The following is a 17,667-nucleotide window of genomic DNA, read 5'->3' as shown; positions in this document are numbered from 1 at the left end:
AGAACACCCCGGAAGATCAACACAAGGTCTATCGGTGGATTCAGGCTAAGTTGCCTCACATCTTCGACCTGGCCGCGATAGCGTCGAGCTACAGCGGACCGATCACTGGGGAACGAATGATCACCATCAACGCTTTGGCACCGGCCGACCGCCCCGCGTGGGAGCGGCTGTTCGCGGAATACAACGCCTTCTACGGCCGCGACACCATGCCGCCAGGGTTCTACGACGACGCATGGGCCGAATTCCAGGCCGGTCAACGGATGCACGCGTTGGGCGCGAAGGTCGACGGGGAAATCGTGGGTATCGTGCACTTCTTCGTCCACCCGAGCACCACCTCCGCCGATGTGTGCTACCTGCAGGATTTGTTCACATCTCCGGAGGCGCGCGGGAAAGGTGTTGCCCGGCAACTAATCGCCGCCGTCAAGGAATGGGGGACCAGCCAAGGGTGCGTCCAGCTTTACTGGCACACCAAGCAGGACAATCACACGGCACGTCTGCTCTACGACAAGGTTGCCGAGAACAAAGGCTTCATCCAGTATTCGATTCCGCTCGAGCCGTGATCAAGACAACATCGGAGGTCCATCGCACGCCCGACGATGTTTCGAGCGGCCGGAGCGCGACGCGGATTTCCGGCATGTCACCGACGGAAGCCTGCTCCAACGCGTAGCGAACCGGACCCCACGTGAGGATGAAGTCAGTCGTGTAGGCAGCGTCCTTGCCAGCAATGGCAACGGTTTCTCGGATTTCGACGACGACGGCGCCGAATCCTGCCTCGCTGAATACCTTCGTGGCGTAGACAGGGTCGGACAGTGCGGCGAGGCTCGGGGTGGTGTCCTCAAATTCACGCGCAGGCCTGGGCACAAACGAAGACAAGGCTTCGAACGCGGCCATGCTGTCACTGTCAGGTTCGAGCGCGCCACCAGCAAGGAAGGCGACGCGGCCAGTTGGGCGCAGACAGCCGTACTCGCGGCCGCTCTGACCAAACTCACCGACAAGGGCTACGCCAATCTCACCGTCGAGGACATCGCGCGCCGCACCGGCGTGCACAAGACGACGATCTACCGGCGGTGGGGCGATCTGCAGGCGTTGCTCCTCGACACGATGACCGAGCACGCCGAGATGGACATCCCGATTCCTGACACCGGTTCGATCGAGGAGGATCTGCGCGGCCTCGCAAGTTCGTTCATCGACTGGATAACCAGCGCAACCGGCCGCGCCATCCTCGCTGTGCTGCTGTCGGACGCGGCCAGGATTCCGCAGATCGCTGAGATACCCCGGAGGCTCTACGAAGCCGGTCCCCAACGAGCGGCGCCCATGATCACCGCCGCGGTCGATCGTGGCGAGCTGCCAGCAGACGTCGACCCTGCGGTGCTGGTGCAGACGCTGCTCGCGCCGATCTTCTTTGACCTGGTCGTCACCGGCGTCCCGGTGAACGAGAAAACCGCAGGTCACGCCGCAGCGATCACCCTCGCAGCGGCACAGGCGGACCTGCTGAAAGCTCGATGAAAGGCGATGGCGTCACCCTCGGATCCAGTCGATCAGTCCGAGGGAGCCACAAGTGTCCACCACGCCACCACTTGGCCAGTTATACGAGGTCAGCGGTCGGCGACTGGCTTTGCACAAGAACGGCACCGACGGACCACCCGCGGTGTTCCTTCCCGCCGAGACCATGGTCGGCTTGGACTACCTCAACATCCACGAACGCGTCAGCCGGTTCACCACCAGCGTGCTCTACGACCGGGCCGGAACCGGCTGGAGTGATCCAGCCGCCCCACCCCGCAACGCCACCGAACCAACCCTCGAACTCCGAAACCTGCTCAAAGCTGCCAAGATCGACGGGCCATACATCCTTGTCGGGCACTCGCTCGGCGGCGCTTATGCCCGCCGCTACGCGCAACTCTTCCCAGCCGAGATAGCCGGATTGCTGCTACTCGAAGCCTTGCACGAGGATTGGGACAACTATCTACCCGAAGGCTCGCGTCTGGCAGAAGTCCCCGAGCAGCACCAAGACCCGGAGTTCACGCCGGAACTGCTCGACTTCCTGCGCGAAGTACTCCGGCAGCGTCTCACCGACTGGAACCCGAGATTTCGCGACCTGCTCATCGAGAAACACCTGTCCGACGAGTGGTTCAAAATCGGCGCGACCGAACGCACCAACCTCGCCCAACTCGCGGACGAGATGCGCGACCACGGCGACTTCCCCGACGTCCCATTGATCGTGATGACCGCCCTCAGCGCCGACCCCGGACAAGAACTCTTCGTCACCGAGGAACAGGTCCAGCAGATCAACGACGGCAAACTCGCACTCGCCGCAGCCATCGCCCGCTCGGTCCCACGCGGCGAACACCGCGTCGTCGACCACGCGTCCCACACCACCCTCACAATCGACGCCGCAGACGAAGTAGTCGCAGCAATCCGCGACCTTGTCGACCGCACTCGCACCAACTGATGGCCAAGAGCGAGCCAACGGGCTGCCCGACCTCGCAGGCTTTACCGATATAGCCATGGGCCGAAGCGTTCGCGCTCTGCGGGGACAAGGGTAGCCACGGATCGAGCCGGTGATGGTTAGGGGCGGCCCGCGGAGAAGACGCGCGGCCAGTTCGTTCGCTTTCAACATCGGCAGTGTGCTTGGCGGTGGCGCCGCGCCTGTCGTCGCTCAAACTTTGGTGACCGTGTAGGGCAGCGGCTGGGTGGTCGCCTGGTACATCGCCATCAGCTGCCTGATCGGCGGCGTCGCCGCAACGGCCTTGCTTTTGGCTGATCGGAAGGAAGTGCTGCGCAGTGCTTGACGTCCAGGAATTCCGCGCCGAACCAAAGGGCTTCGACCCAGGCCCACGCAGGGACATCGCCGAGATAACCGAAGTCCGGCCGCCAGGTGTGCGGATCTGCCGCTCCACTGAGGACACGAACACCGCTGTCCTTGTCTACCTGCACGGTGGCGCTTTTGTCCGAGGCGATCTTGAGGCGTCCGACGTGCTCTGCCGGGAGGTGGCTGCCCGGGGTCCGTGCGTCGTGGTGTCCGTGGACTACCGGCTCGCCCCGGAGCACCTCTTTCCGGCCGCCCTCGAAGACGCCAACGCGGCCATCGCCTGGACCCGCAAGAACATCGAAGAATACGGCGGCGATCCCAAACGTATCGCGCTCGGTGGCGACAGTGTCGGCGCCAACCTCGCGACCGTGACCGCCAACCGAAATCTCGCTGGCGAGATCCTGGTCAGCGGTCTGTTCGGCCTCGACGACCACCTGCCTGAAAGCCTCGTCACGAACAATGAGCAAGAAGTCCTCGACGGCGTCGCCGAACTGTACGCGGGCGGCGTGCCACTGGGCGACCCACGGCTGAGCCCATTGCGTCGCAAGGATTTCAGGGACGCTCCCCCAACCTTTCTGGTCACGTCGGGAGGCGATCCGTTCGTCTACCAGAGCCAGATGCTTGAGGGTGCTCCGCTTCGTACTCGCGCCTCCGACCAGATCTTCGCCATGTTGCGTGACCAGATCTGTGCTGGCGAGATCGCGCGGGGTGAGCGGCTGCCGACCGAGAAGGAACTCGCCGCGCGATACGGCGTCAGCGTGAACACCATCCGCGAGGCGGTCCGTGGATTGAGCCTGATGGGCTTGATCGAGATCCAGCATGGCAGTGGCGCCTACGTCACCGGGTCCGCGTCCGGTGTCGTAGGCACCTCCCTCGGCATGCTCCTCAGGTTCGAGCACTCCGGGGTCACGGATGTCGTGTGCCTCGCCGGAGTCCTGCACGGTCATGCCGCGACGCTTGCGATCGAGCGTGCGACCGAGGACGACATCAACGCGCTCAGGGAAGCGATCGACGGGATCACGGGTGAGACGGCAGGCGTGCTCGGCCCGCAGGTTGAGCGGTTCCTGGTGACGTTCGTCGACGCCACGCACGATCCGCTCTTGGGCGCGCTGTCACGGATGCTCGATCGCGTCGTGATCACTGTCATCACGGATGTCTACGGGCCGGATTCCAGCACGCTGACCGCCGAGATCGGGATATCAGGCCGATCCGGCTCGCCATTCTCGACGCGTTGACGCAGCGGAACGCCGAACAGCTCCTCGTAGCCGTCGCGACCCATCACGCCGTGTCCGAGCGCGTGGTCCGCGGCCATCCGGAGTTGAACGATGCCAGGCTGTCCGATCCGCACTGGGCACCTCTGCTCAGCGGGTTGGGATAAGCGAAGCCGCTGACCGTAGCTCGTCATCCGCCAGGGCCGCGTACTCCGTGACTGGCACCCCATATGTAGCCTTGTCCACGCGTTCGGCCAGCGATCGCACCCGATCCGAAGCCATGGTCGGCCGATAGCCGCGCAAGTAATGGCACCGCTCGGCCAAAGCGATCATCCGCGGCGCACGTTCCGGGTTGACGTAGGCCAGCGCGACGAGCAACGCACCGATCACTTGGATGTCCTGAACAGACGCGGCCGACGAGGTCGATCGTTCGGTCAGCAACCCTGCCAACGTGTCCGGCAGACCCGCGGCCACGTCAGCGACCAAGTCGAGCCTGCCATGCTGGGCATGCGCCACCACCGCCGCAGCGCGGCATTCCAGTACCCACACCTCCAACCCTGGGGTGGTGGCGAGGAAACCTTCCCCACGCTGGGTGCCGAGTTGGTCGATGGCGTGCCGCCAGCGCCGCAACCCGGTGTCGATGTCGCCACGCGCCAGCGCCACCTCCGCGCGCAAGCCCGGCCCGGGCAGCAGTTCACCAGCGAAGTCGTCGACCCCGTTCAATGCCGTGAGCGCCAGCCCGTGCTCGGCCTCGTCGATGTCACCGAGGCCGAGGCTGATCGCGACCATGGCCCAGCGGATCTGGGCGACTTGCCAGGTTGCCCCCATCTGCTCGTGGAAGGGCAATGTGGCGAGCATGTACTCCTTCGCCTGCGCCAATTGGTCGCAGTGGAAATAGGTACTGCCCAGATACGACCGCGCGGCGGTGTGCAGCCAAGGGTGATCGACCGGGGAGAACGCCTCGACCGCGCGTTTCGCCGAGGCGATCGCACGACCCGGGTCCTTCACAGACCCGTATCGGTAGTTGAACAGGACGTTGGCGAACCCGGCAACGAACGGGTGCGGGTCGGCGCACAGTTTCTCCAGCGAGCTGTACTCGTCGCCCCAGTACTCCGGTGCGGACGCCAGCACTTTCGCAGACGCGCGAACCACGCTGTCACCAGGATCGCCGACAGGAAGCCTGCGGAGGTTGTACAACGACCGTCCCGCGCGAGCGCCTACCGTCGCGAAAGAGCCGTAAATGCACAACGCGGAGGCCGCCAGCAGAGCGTCGACCAATTCCGGCTCGGGCTGGTAGTGCGACAACATCCACGCCGTCTCATTGGTCAGCGCGGCTACACGCTGATAGCTGGACTCAGCCACCCACAACGCGGCGAGCGCGGCAGTTGTCGCGGTTACGGTCGGAGCGTCACCAAGCGCGACCCCGAGGCGCATCGCGTGCATCAGGTTGTCCTGCTCGGCCCGGATCGTCTCGACCGCGGCAACAGAGCCACTGAGGAAAGGAGCTTCGAAGTACGTGATGCCGAAGTCCTTTGCCCAGGCCAGGAACGACGTCGTGACTGCCGGATCACGGCGCAGCGCACCGAATTCGCGGACCGTCTCCAGCATCACGAACCGCGTACCCGCCTTGTCCTCCCGAACCTTGAGCAGAGAATGGGCCACCAGGTGTTCGAGCACGTCGTCCGACCCGAGCAGGTGTGCCGCAGCCTCAGCTGTGAAACCACCGGGGAACACCGACAGGACTGGCAATGCTGCCTGTCCAGCCGGGTCCAACAGCTGCCAGCTCCACTCGACGACCGCCGAAAGCGTATGGTGCCGATGCGGCAAATCGCGCGCTCCCCCGCGCAGCAACGTGAACCTATCTGCCAGTCTACTAGCGATCTCCTCCACGGACATCACACGCACCCGCGCCGCGGCCAGTTCCAGCGCTAGCGGGAGCCCGTCGAGCTTGTGGCACAACTCTTCCACGACAGCGCTGGGAAGCGTCACATCATGACGGGCGGCCAGGGCGCGCTGTGTAAACAGCTCGACTGCGGTCGGCAAATCCAGTTCCGGCAACGGGTACACGGCTTCGGCAGACAATCCCAGTGGCGCACGGCTGGTCGTCAGCACTCGGACATCTTCGGTCTGTGTCATCAGCCTATGGACAAGATCGGCGACCTCGTCGAGGACATGCTCACAGTTGTCAAGCACCAACAACGCGCGACTACTGCCTAGTGCCTGCACGACATCGACATTGTCTACTATGGACTGAACTTCGGCCAGCACTCCCGATGTGATACCCGCCAACGACACGAAGTATACGACTCGTTGCTCGGCATGTCTGCTCACCACGTGTGCGAGCCTGGTCTTGCCGAGCCCGCCGATGCCCACGATAGAGGTCACTCGCGAGGCCCCAAGCAGCTTCGACACAGCGGTGACATCGTCTTCTCTGCCCAGCAAAGGATTGGGGTCGTGCAGCACTCCAAATCGGACAGCTGGTGCCTGCCCTTGCAGCAACCGCTGGTGCAGTGAGCGCAGTCTCAGACCAGGCTCGGTACCGAGCTCTTCGCGCAGTGATCTTCGGTAGCCCTCGTACCGAGCCACCGCCGCCGAAGGGCCGACAATGGCTTCCTCACAGCGCAACAGCTCCAACAGGAGTTCCTCATCGCGCGGATGGTCGGCGACCAAAGGAGACAGCGCCGAGAGCGCTTCGGCGTAGCGGCTCAGGCGAGAGCGACAGCGCGTGTATCCGAATAAGTGATTGGTACGTATCCGCCCGCTCGGCACGCAGTACCGAAAGAGCATCCTCGCCCGGCTCGATCGACGGCGGCTCAGCCCAGAAAGCCAGTCCCACCTTGGCATGCATGAGCGCGGTCGCGTGGTCGCCATTCCGTGAATGCCGAGCGGCATCGGAAGCACTGGACACCACCACTGACACGTCAACGTCCGTTTCGGACAGTGCGAGCCGATAACCGGTCGATGTGTTGACGATAACACCCGGCCCGAGTTGCGAGCGAGCCCTTGAGACAAGAACCTGAACCGCGTTGATCGGATTTTCCGGCCGTTTGTCCCGCCACAGGCCGTCGACCAGCCGGACGAGCCCACACCCGGTGCGCAGGTCGCGGGCCAGCATGGCGAGCAGGCCGATCAGCCGGGCACCATTGATCTGTCTGCCGCGAAACTCCACTCGCGACAGTAGAACCAGCTCGGTCACCGCGCCTCCAACATGGCCAGCACTGCGGGGCGAAGATCGATCGTACGCATGGTCGCGAACTCCGCGACCGCCTGCTCATAGGCCTGTGTGTCCACACTGTCAGGCAGTTGACGGACACGCGGGACGGACATGGTCGGCTGAAACCCGCCCAGGTACTGGAACCGCTGGGCCAATGCGACCATCCGTGGCGCGTCGCCGAGGTTCACATAGGACAGTGCGATGAGCACGACGCCGATCAGCGCGTGGTCGACAATGTAGGGCGATGGCGCGGTTGTCGGGTTTTTCAGCAACGTCACCAGTTTGCCCGGCAACGTGCCGACCAGATCCGCCACGAGGTCGAGCCTGCCGTACTGAGCGTGCGCCACGATGGCGATGGCCTCGTGTTCCAATACCCATGGCGCCATGCCTGGTATTTCGACAGTGAACGTCCTGGACTTGGCGTTGCGCATCTGTTCGACGGCACGCCGCCACTGGCGCAGCCCAGCGTCGATCTCACCACGCGCCAGCGCGATCTCGGCACGGGCACCGGCAACGGGCAGCAACCCGTTGATGATGTCGTCGGCCTTGTTGAGCGCCGTCAGCGCCAGCCATCGTTCGGCTTCGTCGATCTCGCCGAGGTGCAGGTTGACCTGGACCATTCCCCAGCGGATCTGGGCGACGTCCGACCACGCGCCCAGCCGCTCAAGCAACGGCAACGACATCTGCATGTACGCCCGCGATTTCGCCGACAGGCCCGCGTGGAAGCACATCCCGGCGCCCACCCCGAACGCGGCGACCTGTAACCACGGACAATCCGTTGTGGACAACGCTTTGATCGCGCGGTCCACCGCCGTGACCGCCGACTCAAGGTCATTCAACCCTCGGTAAACATAGCTGGCGACGCCGTTGGCGAATCCCGCCACAAGTGGATTCGTGTGATCACACAACGCTTTCAGCGTAGCCTGGTTGTCCGCCCAATATTCCGGCGCGGCGGCAAGGGCGAGCGAGGCTGCCCGCAGCGGACTGTTGCCAACTGGTTCAGCAGGCAGCCTGCGCAGCACAAGCAAGACGCGGCTTGGCTGGGGTCCTTCGACCGCGAACAGGTTCGAGGTGCACAGGACGGCAGCCGCCCTTGTCACGTCGACGAATTCGGGTTCCGGGTGGTAGTGCGAGAGAATCCACGCGATCTGCTTGTTCAGCGTGTGCAGCCTCGGATAGTTCGACTCGACCGTCCACAATGCCGCGAGCACGGCGGCCGTTGCCGCGACGGTTGGGGCGTCGTCGGTCGCGAGCCCGATGCGCAACGCGTGCAGCAGATTGTCCTGCTCGGACCGGATGAGATCGGCTCCAGCATAAGGATTGGTATAGAATAACGACTCGTAGTTGGCACGCCCGAAGTCCCTTGCCCATGCGAGGAATCGCGCGAGGGCGTCCGGACCACGTCGCAACGCACCGAACTCGCGGACCGTCTCCAACATTCGGAACCGAGTTCCGGCCTTGGTCTCGACCACCTTGAGCAGCGAGTGGTCCACCAAATGTTCGAGCACGTCGTCGGAACCGAGCAAGTGTGCCGCGGCCTCAGCGGTGAAACCGCCAGGAAACACCGACAGCACAGGCAAAGCCGCCTGCCCGGCAGGGTCGAGCAACTGCCAGCTCCACTCGACAACGGACTGCAGCGTCTTGTGCCGTTCGGGCGAGTCCCGCGCTCCTCCACGCAGCAACGTGAACCGGTCACTCAGCCGGTGGAGGATCTCCTCGACGGACATCACCCGCACCCGCGCGGCCGCCAGTTCCAACGCGAGCGGAAGGCCATCAAGCCTGCGGCACAACTGCTCCACTGCTTCACTCGGCAAGCTGACGCCAGGGCGGGCAGCAGTGGCGCGCTGCCGGAACAACTCGACAGCGACCGGCAAGTCCAGTTCTGGCAACAGGTAGACAGCCTCGGAGGACAGACCAAGCGGCGCACGACTGGTCGTCAGCACACGCACGTCCTCAGTGGACGACACCAAGGTCCGCACCAGGTCCGCGACCTCGTCTAGGACATGCTCACAGTTGTCAAGGACCAGCAACGCTCCGCTGAGCGCGTTGGCCAGGTCCGTGGTCTCCACTGCGGACTCGACCGCTGCGGAAACACCCTCGGCAAGTCCGACAAACGGGACGAAATACACAGCGCGCTGATCTGCCTGCCTGCTCACGACGTGCGCAAGCCGCGTCTTGCCCAAACCGCCTGTCCCGACAATGGACGTCACTCTTGACGTACGCATTAACGAAGTCACAGCTGCGATGTCAGACGACCTGCCCAGCAAAGGGTTTGCGTCGTACAGCACTCCATATCGGACAGTAGGCGACCGTCCTTCCAGCAACTGCTGGTGCATGGCTTGCAAGGCCGGGCCAGGGTCAGTGCCCAGTTCGTCCCGCAATAACCGCCGATACTCGTCGTATCGTGTCAAAGCCGCGGCCGCGCCGATCGTGGCGTGCTCGCAGCGCAACAACTCCAGCAGCAGTTCCTCGTCGCGAGGGGACTCTGCCACCAAGGCCGTCAGATCCGCAACGGCGGCGGCGTGCCGTCCCAACCTGGACAGGGTCAGGGCACGAACTCGAACAAGCGATTGGTACGTCAGCACCCGCTCGGCCCGAAGCGCGGTCAACGGATCGTCAGACGATTGGACCGAAGGTACCTCTTCCCACAACGCCAATCCGGCCTCGGCATGCGCGAGCGCGGCCACGTGATCGCCCGCACGGGATTCGCGGCTGGCGGCGGACGCGCTGAGCAGCACCGTGGAGGTATCGACCTCGTTCTCAGCGAGCGCGAGCCGGTAGCCCGTCGCTGTGCTGACGATGGTCTCCGGGCCGAGTTGCGCACGGGCACGTGACACGAGGACCTGCACCGCGTTCACCGGGTGTTCTGGCTGCTTGTCCGGCCACAATCCCTCGACCAGCCGCGCGATCCCGCACCCGGTGCGCAGGTCGCCCGCGAGTAGCGCGATCAACCCGATCAGCCGGGCACCCTTGATCTGCCGACCACGAAAGGCCACGCGCGGCAGCAGGATCAAGTCGGTCACCGCTCAAGCTTAAGCGCCACATCCCTGACCTCGGATGGCGTGCTGCCGCGCAACCGTTTGAACGCGGCACTCAGCGCGAAAGCGTTGCCGTACCCCACTTTCCGTGCGATCGACGCGACCGTGTCGTCCGTGTCCCGAAGAAGGTCCGCGGCCATCGCGATGCGCCAACTGGTGAGGTACGCGATCGGCGGTTCGCCGACCTGCGCGGTGAACCTGCGGGCGAGCGCTGCGCGGGATGTGCCGATCTTGGTCGCCAAGTCAGCCACGGTCCACGGACGTGCCGGATCTTCGTGCATCAGCCGCAGCGCGTCGCTCACGATCGGGTCCGCGGTTCGGTACCAGACCGGGGCGTCGTGCTCGTCGAACCACGTACGCAGGCTCGTCACGAGCAGTAGATCCAGCATCCGGTCGAGCACCACCCGCTGCCCTTGCCTGGTCAGCGCCATTTCCGCGGTGATCAGATCGATCAGGGGGTTCGAGCGCACCACGACCACGGGCGGGAGCGCGTCGAGCAGCCGCTCGCTGATCGGGCCTGGATACGCGCCGCTCAGCAGTAATGCCGGGCTGTCGGTTACCCGGCACGCGGCGATGTCCGATTCGGTGATGCAGTAGTCATCGCTCCTGACCAGGTATTGCGGTGGCGTGCCTGGATCGTCGGCGATCGTGTACGGCCCTTTGATGATCGCGATCTCGCCCGTGCCCAGCTCGACCGGCTGATCGCTGATCACCCACGCCTGGCCGCGCAGCATCGCCGCCAGCGTCACCTGCACGCCGAGTTCGATCCGCAACGACCACGGCGGGTTCATCGATGTCTGGTTGAACAGCGCACCTCGGGCCCGAACACCGTCCAGCAAGTCCGCGAGCATGTCCACCCGGTCAAGGGTAGACGCTCACGTATCGCAGCGAGCGTTTCAGCCATGGCTCGTCTCACCGATCGTGGTTTGACTAGCGGCATGGATCCGATATTGGTGCTCGGCGGCACCGGCAAAACAGGCAAGCGAGTGGTCTCCCGGCTCGAAGAACAGGGAGTGAGCGCCCGGGTTGGCGCGCGGCAGACCGGTTTCGACTGGCTCGACGAGTCCACGTGGGACCGGGCGTTGGCTGGGGTCAAGGCGGTGTTCGTCGTTCCCCTTGACGGCACGACGTTGACCCGGGCGTTCGTGGACAAGGCCGTGGCCAACGGGGTCGAGCGGGTCGTGCTGTTGTCCGGCAGGGGTGTCGACAACCCGGAATACGGCAGCGACACCAACGCCACCGGCCTGACGCACGTCGAAGGCGAGAAAGCCGTACGGGAGCTGGAGATCCCGTGGACGATCCTGCGGCCCGGCTGGTTCGCCCAGAACTTCAGCGAGGGCTTCTTCGCCCCGGCCGTGCAGGCCGGGGAACTCCGGCTGCCCGCGGGCGGTGGTGGGGTGACGTTCGTCGACGCACAGGACATCGCGGACGTGGCCGTCGCAGCACTGACTGAGGACAAGCACGCGGGCGAGATCTACGAACTGTCCGGGCCCCAGGCGGTGACCATGGCCGAGGCGGCGGAGGCGATCTCGGCGGCTGGTGGCCGGCAGGTTCGATACGTCCCGCTCACTGTGGACGAGTTCGTCGCGGAGTCCATTCGGGACGGCTGGCCGCCACAGGACGCCGCGGACTTCGCCGAAGTGGTCAGCGCGATCGAACGCGGCCTTGAAGACCACGTGTCCGACGGGGTTGACCGTGCGCTCGGCCGGGCGCCCCGCGACTTCAAGACGTTCGCGAACACCACGACGTGGTAGCGGTCTGCCGTCCCGTCCCCTTGGCGGGACGGCAGACCATCCACTCGACCGGATGCGAACGAAACACTGTCCGCCGTCCCGCCCCGACTCGGGACGGCGGACCGCGAGTCAGACGTTCACGCTGACGTACTGCTTTCCGGTCGTGGTCTCGACGATCACCGATGCGACGTCCTCGGCTGGGATCAGCGCCGAACCGTCCAAGGTGGTGCCGTCAGCTTTCTCCGTCGGCGGCACGACCCAGCTGCCCGCGGACTCGCGGGTGCCGTTCTTGCTGACGATGATCAGGCGGCACGGCTCACCTGCTGGGATCCCGCTGACCGCCGCGTTGATCCGCAGCCAGTGCATGGCTGGCGTGATCCGTGCGGTGATCCGTGCACCGGTCACGCTGTCGGTGGCACTGGCGAACCGCACACCTGGCGGCTGGGTCGCTGTCGGCTGTGCGGTCGTCGGGTCCGCTGACTGCTCGGTGGACGAAGTGGACTGACCGACGAAAACGCCTCCAGTGACAAGCACGGCGGCAGCCACGACCGCGGCCGCGACCGTCAGTAAGCGGGTGCGGCGCTGGGCGGTCGTCGACTCGGTCCGCATCCGGCGCAGCGTCCGCTGCAAGACCAGGTCCGCGTCCTCCGGGTACCCCTCGAGCAGTGCCTCTGGCGGCACTTCGCCCAAGATCTCCTGCAACTCCCGCAATGTGTCCACCTCCCTTCCGCACTCCTCGCATCCGGCGATGTGCTGTTCCACGTCGGCGGCCTGCTCCGGCGTCAGTTCGCCGGCCACGTAGGCGTCGATCTCGGCGTGCTGCTGTTCGGACGCACTCATCAGGCCGCTCCTTCCATGCCGGTGCCCCGTGCGGTGAACAAGTCACGTAACGCCCGTAGCGCGTAGTGCGAGCGTGACTTCACCGTTCCCGGTGGGATACCTAGCGTTTCCGCGGTCTCGGTGACGCTCTGACCGCGGACGTAGATCTCGACGAGCACCGACCGGTGCACGTCCGGCAGCTGTTCGAGTGCGTCCAGCACGACCATCTGGTTGACCACCTTGTCGGCATGGTCCTTCTCGACCGGTCCGGTGGTCGGCGACTCGGCGACCTCCTTGGGGCGAGCGTTCTTGGCGCGTACCCCGTCCAAGACGAGGTTGCGCACCACGGTCAGCAGCCAGCCACGCACCGACCCTTTGCCGTTGACCAGCGCGTCGGGGTGTTTCCACGCCCGGATCAGCGCCTCTTGCACGACGTCCTCGGCCGTGGCCCGGTCATTGGTCAGCCGGGTCGCATAGGCGAGCATGGCCCGGCCATGTTCCTCGAACAATGTCCGGACCAGCGCCTCATCGGCGACTTGGCGGTGACGAGTTCTCAACCCGCCCATCCGTTCACACCTCCACGGCCTAAGTTCTCGACCAACACGCGTTTCGGGTCGAAACGGCTCACCAGAATTTATGTGACGCCGGTCACATCTGCCCGTTGTGGGATTATCAGACGTGCCGTTACGGATCACGTTTATAACCATGCTGTGCACGTTGGCCGCGGTCACGTCCGCTTGCAGTAGTGAGTCAGGCAATTCGGACTACATCGACATCGCCCAGGTGTCCGTGCGACAGCGTCAACCAGCCGTCGGCACGTGGCAGATTGACTGCGGTACCAACGAAAACCAGCACCGCAACGCGGACAACGTGGTCGCACAGCCGCAGCTGCCGGCCGGGGCCCACCACGTGCACGACTACGTGGGAAATGTGTCCACGAACGCGTTCTCGACCAACGACACGCTTGCCGCGTCGGCGACAACTTGCCAGTTCGACGACAAATCCACTTATTACTGGCCCGTCCTGCGACTGGTGGACGAACAAGGCGCCGACGCGCACGCCCCTGGCGGCGGAATACACGGCAATCACGGCCGGATCCTGCGGCCGGATTCCGTGCTGATCCAATACCGCGGCAACGCGGCCAGCAACGTCGTTGCCATGCCACGGTTTCTCCGGGCGATCACCGGGAATCCGGTTGCGGTGTCCCAGAAGGGCGAGCACGCCGAGCGCGTCCAATGGACGTGCTCGGGCGAACGGACCCGGGTCACCAATCTGTATCCACGCTGCGCCGACGGGCAGCAGGTGGTTCGGATCTTCGACTTCCCGAGTTGCTGGGACGGCCTGCAGACCGACAGCGAACTGCATCGCAGCCACCTCACGTTCCCGACCGGCGACGCGTGCCGTGTGGGTACTTTTCCCGTGCCACAGCTGCACATCGAGGTTTCGTACTCGATCCCGCGTGGCGCACGGTACGCGATCGACTCGTTCCCGGAAGAGGGTCGTAAGCCCCTCACCGACCACGCGATGTTCATCAATGTGCTGCCGCAGCCGGTGATGAGCCGAATGGTCGAGTGCGTGAACAGCCGCAGGACCTGCTGAAACTTCTGCTTCAAGATTCTTTTGAACCTGGTTCGAGGCATTTGCGTGTCAGGGCGAAACGGGCAGGCGACCGACCGCCTGCCCCAGGCTCGCACTGGAGTGATTCCCATGGCGCGCAAGCCTTCCGTCCTCGTCGCCGCCCTGGTGGCGGTTGGCCTCACGGCATGTACCGGACAAGAACCTGACCAACGGGACGCGACCGACTTGGCCGTCGAACCGCAGAACAACGCTGCCGGGCTACCGCAGGCCGGGCCACTGAAGTTGTTCGGCACGGCCGAGATGTACAACGTGCCACCGGATTCCACCGGCTGGGCACAGTTGCAGGCGGGCAAGGTAGGCGCTCTGAACTCGGTGCTGGTCGACGTCAAGGGAATGACGCTGTACCGCTTCGACAAAGACACCGCTGACCCGCCGCAATCCAACTGCGATGGTGACTGCGTGACGTCGTGGCCACCGGTGCTCGTCGCACACAATGGCCGGATTTTCCTGACGGGCGTGGACAAGTCCGATGTCGGGGTGGTCCGGCGGGCCGACGGATTCCTGCAGGTGACCGTGGGTGGCTGGCCGGTTTACCGGCACATCGACGACAAGAAGCCTGGGGACACCAAGGGACAAGGCGTTGGCAAGACGTGGTTCGGCGTCACACCGACCGGCAAGAAGGCCGGTGCCCCCGCAGGCGCGACTTTGTTCGATGCCGCGAACTTCAGCGAGGGTTCGCAGGACGTGGGCGGCCAAGGATGCCAGAACCTGGACCGGCCAAAGGTCACCTCGTCAGTCTCGGCCTCAGGCTGGGTCACGCTCTGGTCGGAAAAGGGCTGCACTGGCAGGTCGCTCGCGGTCAGGGGAAAGGTCCCCGACCTGACCAAGGCGCGCTTTGACAACCTCGTCGCCTCGGTGTCCCTGGACTAAAAGCTCGTGAGTGGTTAGACGTGTTCTAACCCGGATAACCACTCACGAGGGGTTCAGGGCAAGGTGACGAGGGCGTGGATCGGGAAGTGGTCGGACGGGATCTGGCCAGCGGAGGCGAATGTGTTGATCGCCGCGTAGGTCGTGCTCGCGCCCTTGGTCAGGATCCAGTCGATCCTGTTGCCACCGGGCCGGACCCCGCGATATCCGTGATACGTGGAATACAGCGGGGACAGGCGTTGCTTGGCCGCGACCCACGAGTCCGCGAACCCGCCTTCGGTCACCAATATCTGGTAGCTGCGTGACTTCAGCGCCGGGTCGTTGAAGTCGCCGATCAGCAGGACCGGCAGCCCGGGCGCGAACTGCTTCAGCCGTTCACGCACCAGGTACGCGCTACGAATGCTCGCTTCCTCGGAATGGTTGTCGAAGTGGGTGTTGACCGTGACGAATTCCTTGCCAGTACGCAGGTCGAGGAACCGTGCCCACGTGACCATCCGCGGCACGGTGTTGCCCCACGACTTCGAACCGACCACTTCCGGCGTGTCCGACAGCCAGTAGTGCTGGGATTGGAACGCATTCAACCGCTGGGAGTCGTAGAAGATCGCGGAGAACTCGTCGCGCGTGCCACCCTGCCTGCCGACTCCGATCCATTCGTAGTGCGACGGCAGATCGCGGTCGATGTCCTGCAGTTGCGCGTACATGCCTTCCTGGGTGCCGATGATCGTCGGCAGTTCCCCGTTGAGCATCTCGGCCATCACCGGGCGGCGCTGGTCCCACGAGTTCGGTTTCTTGTCCGACGCGAACCTCAGGTTGTACGACATGATGTGCAGCCCATCGGCTTGCGCGGGGCCGATGATCGGTGACGGGTCGGCGTCGGCCGTCCCCATCAGCAACGCGAAACTGACCCCAAGCGTCGCCGCCAAACTGAGCACACTCTTGCCGACTCTCCTTGACACTCCCCCACCGCCCCCACGTGTCAGCCCTGCCGTTTACATTCCGTGTACAGCTGTTCAGCCACGGCGGCAAGCTGTTTTCCGACCGGGCCAACCAGGTCTGGGTCCATCAGGTCGATCACGCGGCGGCGGACACTCGCCAGATGGGTTGGATAGGCGGACTCCAGCCGGGTCATCCCGGCAGGGGTCAGGACGGCGTTGTACCCCCGGCCGTCCGTACACGTGCGTTGCTTGTCCACAAGACCACGTGCTTGCAGGTTGTCGACCACCCTGGTGATCCGGCTCGCGGACAACGCGGTCGCCGTCGCCAGGTCTGCCATCCGCAACTGCCTGTTCTCCGCCTCGGACAGATGCATGAGCACGGAGTAGTCGGTCAACGACAATCCGGTGTTGCGGAGCAGATCATCGTCGAGGCCTCGTGGGAGCGAGACCATCACCCGCGTCAGCGCCCGCCATAGGGCCTCTTCACGCGCGGACAACGGCTGATCGCTCATAACCGTGAGTATAGCGGCTTTTGGTAAGCGACCGCTTATATTAGCGGCCTGACCTGGTTCGCCGCAAAACGAACAAAGCCTTCGGGGTCGGGTTCGTCGGCCGTCGGTTGCAGCACGACGGTGCCCGCGCCCGCCTCCGCCAACCTCAGGACAGCCGCGGCGATGTCTTCGGCGTTGCCCGCGACGCCAGCCTCGGCTCCTTCGCTGTCGGCCGCGATCCGCTCGGCCGCGTCTTGTCCCGTGGCTGCCAGGAGGTACACGACCACCTCGTGCGGATCGGACTTGCCTGCGGCGGCCCGGCCTTCGTCGATCAACTCGCGGGATTTACGCAGCGAGTCCGGTGTTGTGGCGCACGTGAGGATCGTCCCGTCCGCGATCTCGCCACACAGTCGGATCGACTTGGGCCCGGTCGCCCCGGCGAAGAGCGGCGGCACGCTCAGCGGCGGCCAATCCAACGCCACATCCCGGAGTTTCACGTAGCGTCCCTCAGTCGTCACCCGCTGCCCCGCGAGCAATGCCCGCATCGCGACGGCGTACTCCCGCAACAAGGTCATCGGCGACTCGACCCGCGCACCGACCTGTCCCATCCAGTCCTGCACGCCGTGGCCAAGACCGATCAGCGCGCGGCCGGGGAACATCCGGTAGAGGGTCGCAGCCTCCATTGTGGTCAGTGCGACATTTCTGAGCGGCACCGGAAGCAGGCCGACGCCGACCTTCAACCGCTCAGTCCAGGCAAGCGCGGCGGACGCGGCCGCGATGCCACTCTCGAAGAAACAGTCCTCCCACACCCACAACTGCTCGAGCCCGGCCTGCTCGGCCGATTCGACGACACTACGCAGCCGCTCAGGCGGAAGCTGGGGACGGAAGACCGCACCAAGAGTTGTCACACGA

At 64.8% G+C, this 17,667-nt stretch carries 17 protein-coding genes; 8 read left to right on the top strand and 9 right to left on the bottom strand.

Annotation, left to right across the window (positions count from 1 at the left end):
• The first annotated feature begins 116 nt into the window (after positions 1-116).
• The 5 genes from LWC34_RS08985 (at position 117) to LWC34_RS08965 (ending at position 4,187) form a co-directional block, all read left to right on the top strand.
• Positions 117-560 (top strand): GNAT family N-acetyltransferase, encoded by a 444-nt coding sequence (locus LWC34_RS08985; RefSeq protein ID WP_233726390.1) that lies wholly within the window; start codon positions 117-119, stop codon positions 558-560.
• Entirely contained in the window at positions 511-1,506 is a 996-nt protein-coding gene (locus LWC34_RS08980; RefSeq protein ID WP_233724537.1) for a TetR/AcrR family transcriptional regulator, read from the top strand. Before LWC34_RS08985 ends, LWC34_RS08980 begins: the two co-directional genes overlap by 50 nt.
• Before the next feature lie 52 nt (positions 1,507-1,558).
• Entirely contained in the window at positions 1,559-2,449 is an 891-nt protein-coding gene (locus LWC34_RS08975) for an alpha/beta fold hydrolase (protein WP_233724536.1), read from the top strand.
• Between the two features lie 332 nt (positions 2,450-2,781).
• Entirely contained in the window at positions 2,782-4,044 is a 1,263-nt protein-coding gene (locus tag LWC34_RS08970; protein ID WP_233724535.1) for an alpha/beta hydrolase fold domain-containing protein, read from the top strand.
• Positions 4,041-4,187, top strand: coding sequence for a hypothetical protein (locus tag LWC34_RS08965; protein WP_233724534.1), 147 nt, complete (start codon positions 4,041-4,043; stop codon positions 4,185-4,187). Before LWC34_RS08970 ends, LWC34_RS08965 begins: the two co-directional genes overlap by 4 nt.
• On the opposite strand, the gene LWC34_RS08960 is transcribed toward LWC34_RS08965, so the two are convergent.
• Genes LWC34_RS08960 through LWC34_RS08945 form a run of 4 tightly spaced genes read right to left on the bottom strand, consistent with a single transcriptional unit; the run spans position 4,171 to position 11,129 of the window.
• Positions 4,171-6,690 carry an ATP-binding protein gene (locus LWC34_RS08960; protein WP_233724533.1) on the bottom strand — a complete coding sequence of 840 codons (2,520 nt, stop codon included), beginning with the start codon at positions 6,688-6,690 and terminating at the stop codon, positions 4,171-4,173. The two genes, LWC34_RS08965 and LWC34_RS08960, sit on opposite strands and share 17 nt — an antisense overlap.
• On the bottom strand, positions 6,665-7,216 hold the full coding sequence (locus LWC34_RS08955; RefSeq protein ID WP_233724532.1) for an AfsR/SARP family transcriptional regulator: 552 nt from the start codon (positions 7,214-7,216) through the stop codon (positions 6,665-6,667). Before LWC34_RS08955 ends, LWC34_RS08960 begins: the two co-directional genes overlap by 26 nt.
• A complete protein-coding gene (locus LWC34_RS08950; protein ID WP_233724531.1) occupies positions 7,213-10,257 on the bottom strand; it encodes an ATP-binding protein in 3,045 nt (1,014 codons plus the stop codon). Before LWC34_RS08950 ends, LWC34_RS08955 begins: the two co-directional genes overlap by 4 nt.
• Positions 10,254-11,129, bottom strand: a complete 876-nt coding sequence (locus LWC34_RS08945; RefSeq protein WP_233724530.1) for an AraC family transcriptional regulator — start codon at positions 11,127-11,129, stop codon at positions 10,254-10,256. The genes LWC34_RS08950 and LWC34_RS08945 overlap by 4 nt, the downstream gene beginning before the upstream one ends.
• A gap of 81 nt (positions 11,130-11,210) precedes the next feature.
• Between LWC34_RS08945 and LWC34_RS08940 the strand changes: the two genes are divergently transcribed.
• Entirely contained in the window at positions 11,211-12,026 is an 816-nt protein-coding gene (locus LWC34_RS08940; RefSeq protein WP_233724529.1) for an NAD(P)H-binding protein, read from the top strand.
• 108 nt (positions 12,027-12,134) lie between these two features.
• Here LWC34_RS08940 and LWC34_RS08935 read toward each other — a convergent pair whose 3' ends face one another.
• The gene (locus tag LWC34_RS08935; protein ID WP_233724528.1) at positions 12,135-12,845 is read right to left on the bottom strand and encodes an anti-sigma factor family protein; all 711 of its coding nucleotides are present in this window, start codon (positions 12,843-12,845) and stop codon (positions 12,135-12,137) included.
• Positions 12,845-13,390, bottom strand: coding sequence for a sigma-70 family RNA polymerase sigma factor (locus LWC34_RS08930; RefSeq protein WP_233724527.1), 546 nt, complete (start codon positions 13,388-13,390; stop codon positions 12,845-12,847). The genes LWC34_RS08935 and LWC34_RS08930 overlap by 1 nt, the downstream gene beginning before the upstream one ends.
• Before the next feature lie 139 nt (positions 13,391-13,529).
• On the opposite strand from LWC34_RS08930, the gene LWC34_RS08925 reads away from it, so the two are divergent.
• Together LWC34_RS08925 and LWC34_RS08920 are read left to right on the top strand one after the other, a co-directional pair.
• On the top strand, positions 13,530-14,423 hold the full coding sequence (locus LWC34_RS08925) for a DUF1996 domain-containing protein (protein ID WP_233724526.1): 894 nt from the start codon (positions 13,530-13,532) through the stop codon (positions 14,421-14,423).
• Positions 14,424-14,531: 108 nt separating this feature from the next.
• The gene (locus LWC34_RS08920) at positions 14,532-15,332 is read left to right on the top strand and encodes a hypothetical protein (RefSeq protein ID WP_233724525.1); all 801 of its coding nucleotides are present in this window, start codon (positions 14,532-14,534) and stop codon (positions 15,330-15,332) included.
• 53 nt (positions 15,333-15,385) lie between these two features.
• On the opposite strand, the gene LWC34_RS08915 is transcribed toward LWC34_RS08920, so the two are convergent.
• Genes LWC34_RS08915 through LWC34_RS08905 form a run of 3 tightly spaced genes read right to left on the bottom strand, consistent with a single transcriptional unit; the run spans position 15,386 to position 17,663 of the window.
• A complete protein-coding gene (locus LWC34_RS08915; protein WP_233724524.1) occupies positions 15,386-16,261 on the bottom strand; it encodes an endonuclease/exonuclease/phosphatase family protein in 876 nt (291 codons plus the stop codon).
• Positions 16,262-16,305: 44 nt separating this feature from the next.
• Positions 16,306-16,776, bottom strand: a complete 471-nt coding sequence (locus LWC34_RS08910; protein ID WP_233724523.1) for a MarR family winged helix-turn-helix transcriptional regulator — start codon at positions 16,774-16,776, stop codon at positions 16,306-16,308.
• 35 nt (positions 16,777-16,811) lie between these two features.
• Positions 16,812-17,663 carry an LLM class flavin-dependent oxidoreductase gene (locus LWC34_RS08905; RefSeq protein ID WP_233724522.1) on the bottom strand — a complete coding sequence of 284 codons (852 nt, stop codon included), beginning with the start codon at positions 17,661-17,663 and terminating at the stop codon, positions 16,812-16,814.
• Positions 17,664-17,667 lie beyond the last annotated feature (4 nt).

Origin of the sequence: Kibdelosporangium philippinense (assembly GCF_021390435.2) — a bacterium.
Lineage (GTDB): Bacteria > Actinomycetota > Actinomycetes > Mycobacteriales > Pseudonocardiaceae > Kibdelosporangium > Kibdelosporangium philippinense.
The sequence above is the reverse complement of the archived record's forward strand: the minus strand, read 5'-3'. Positions and strand labels throughout refer to the sequence as shown.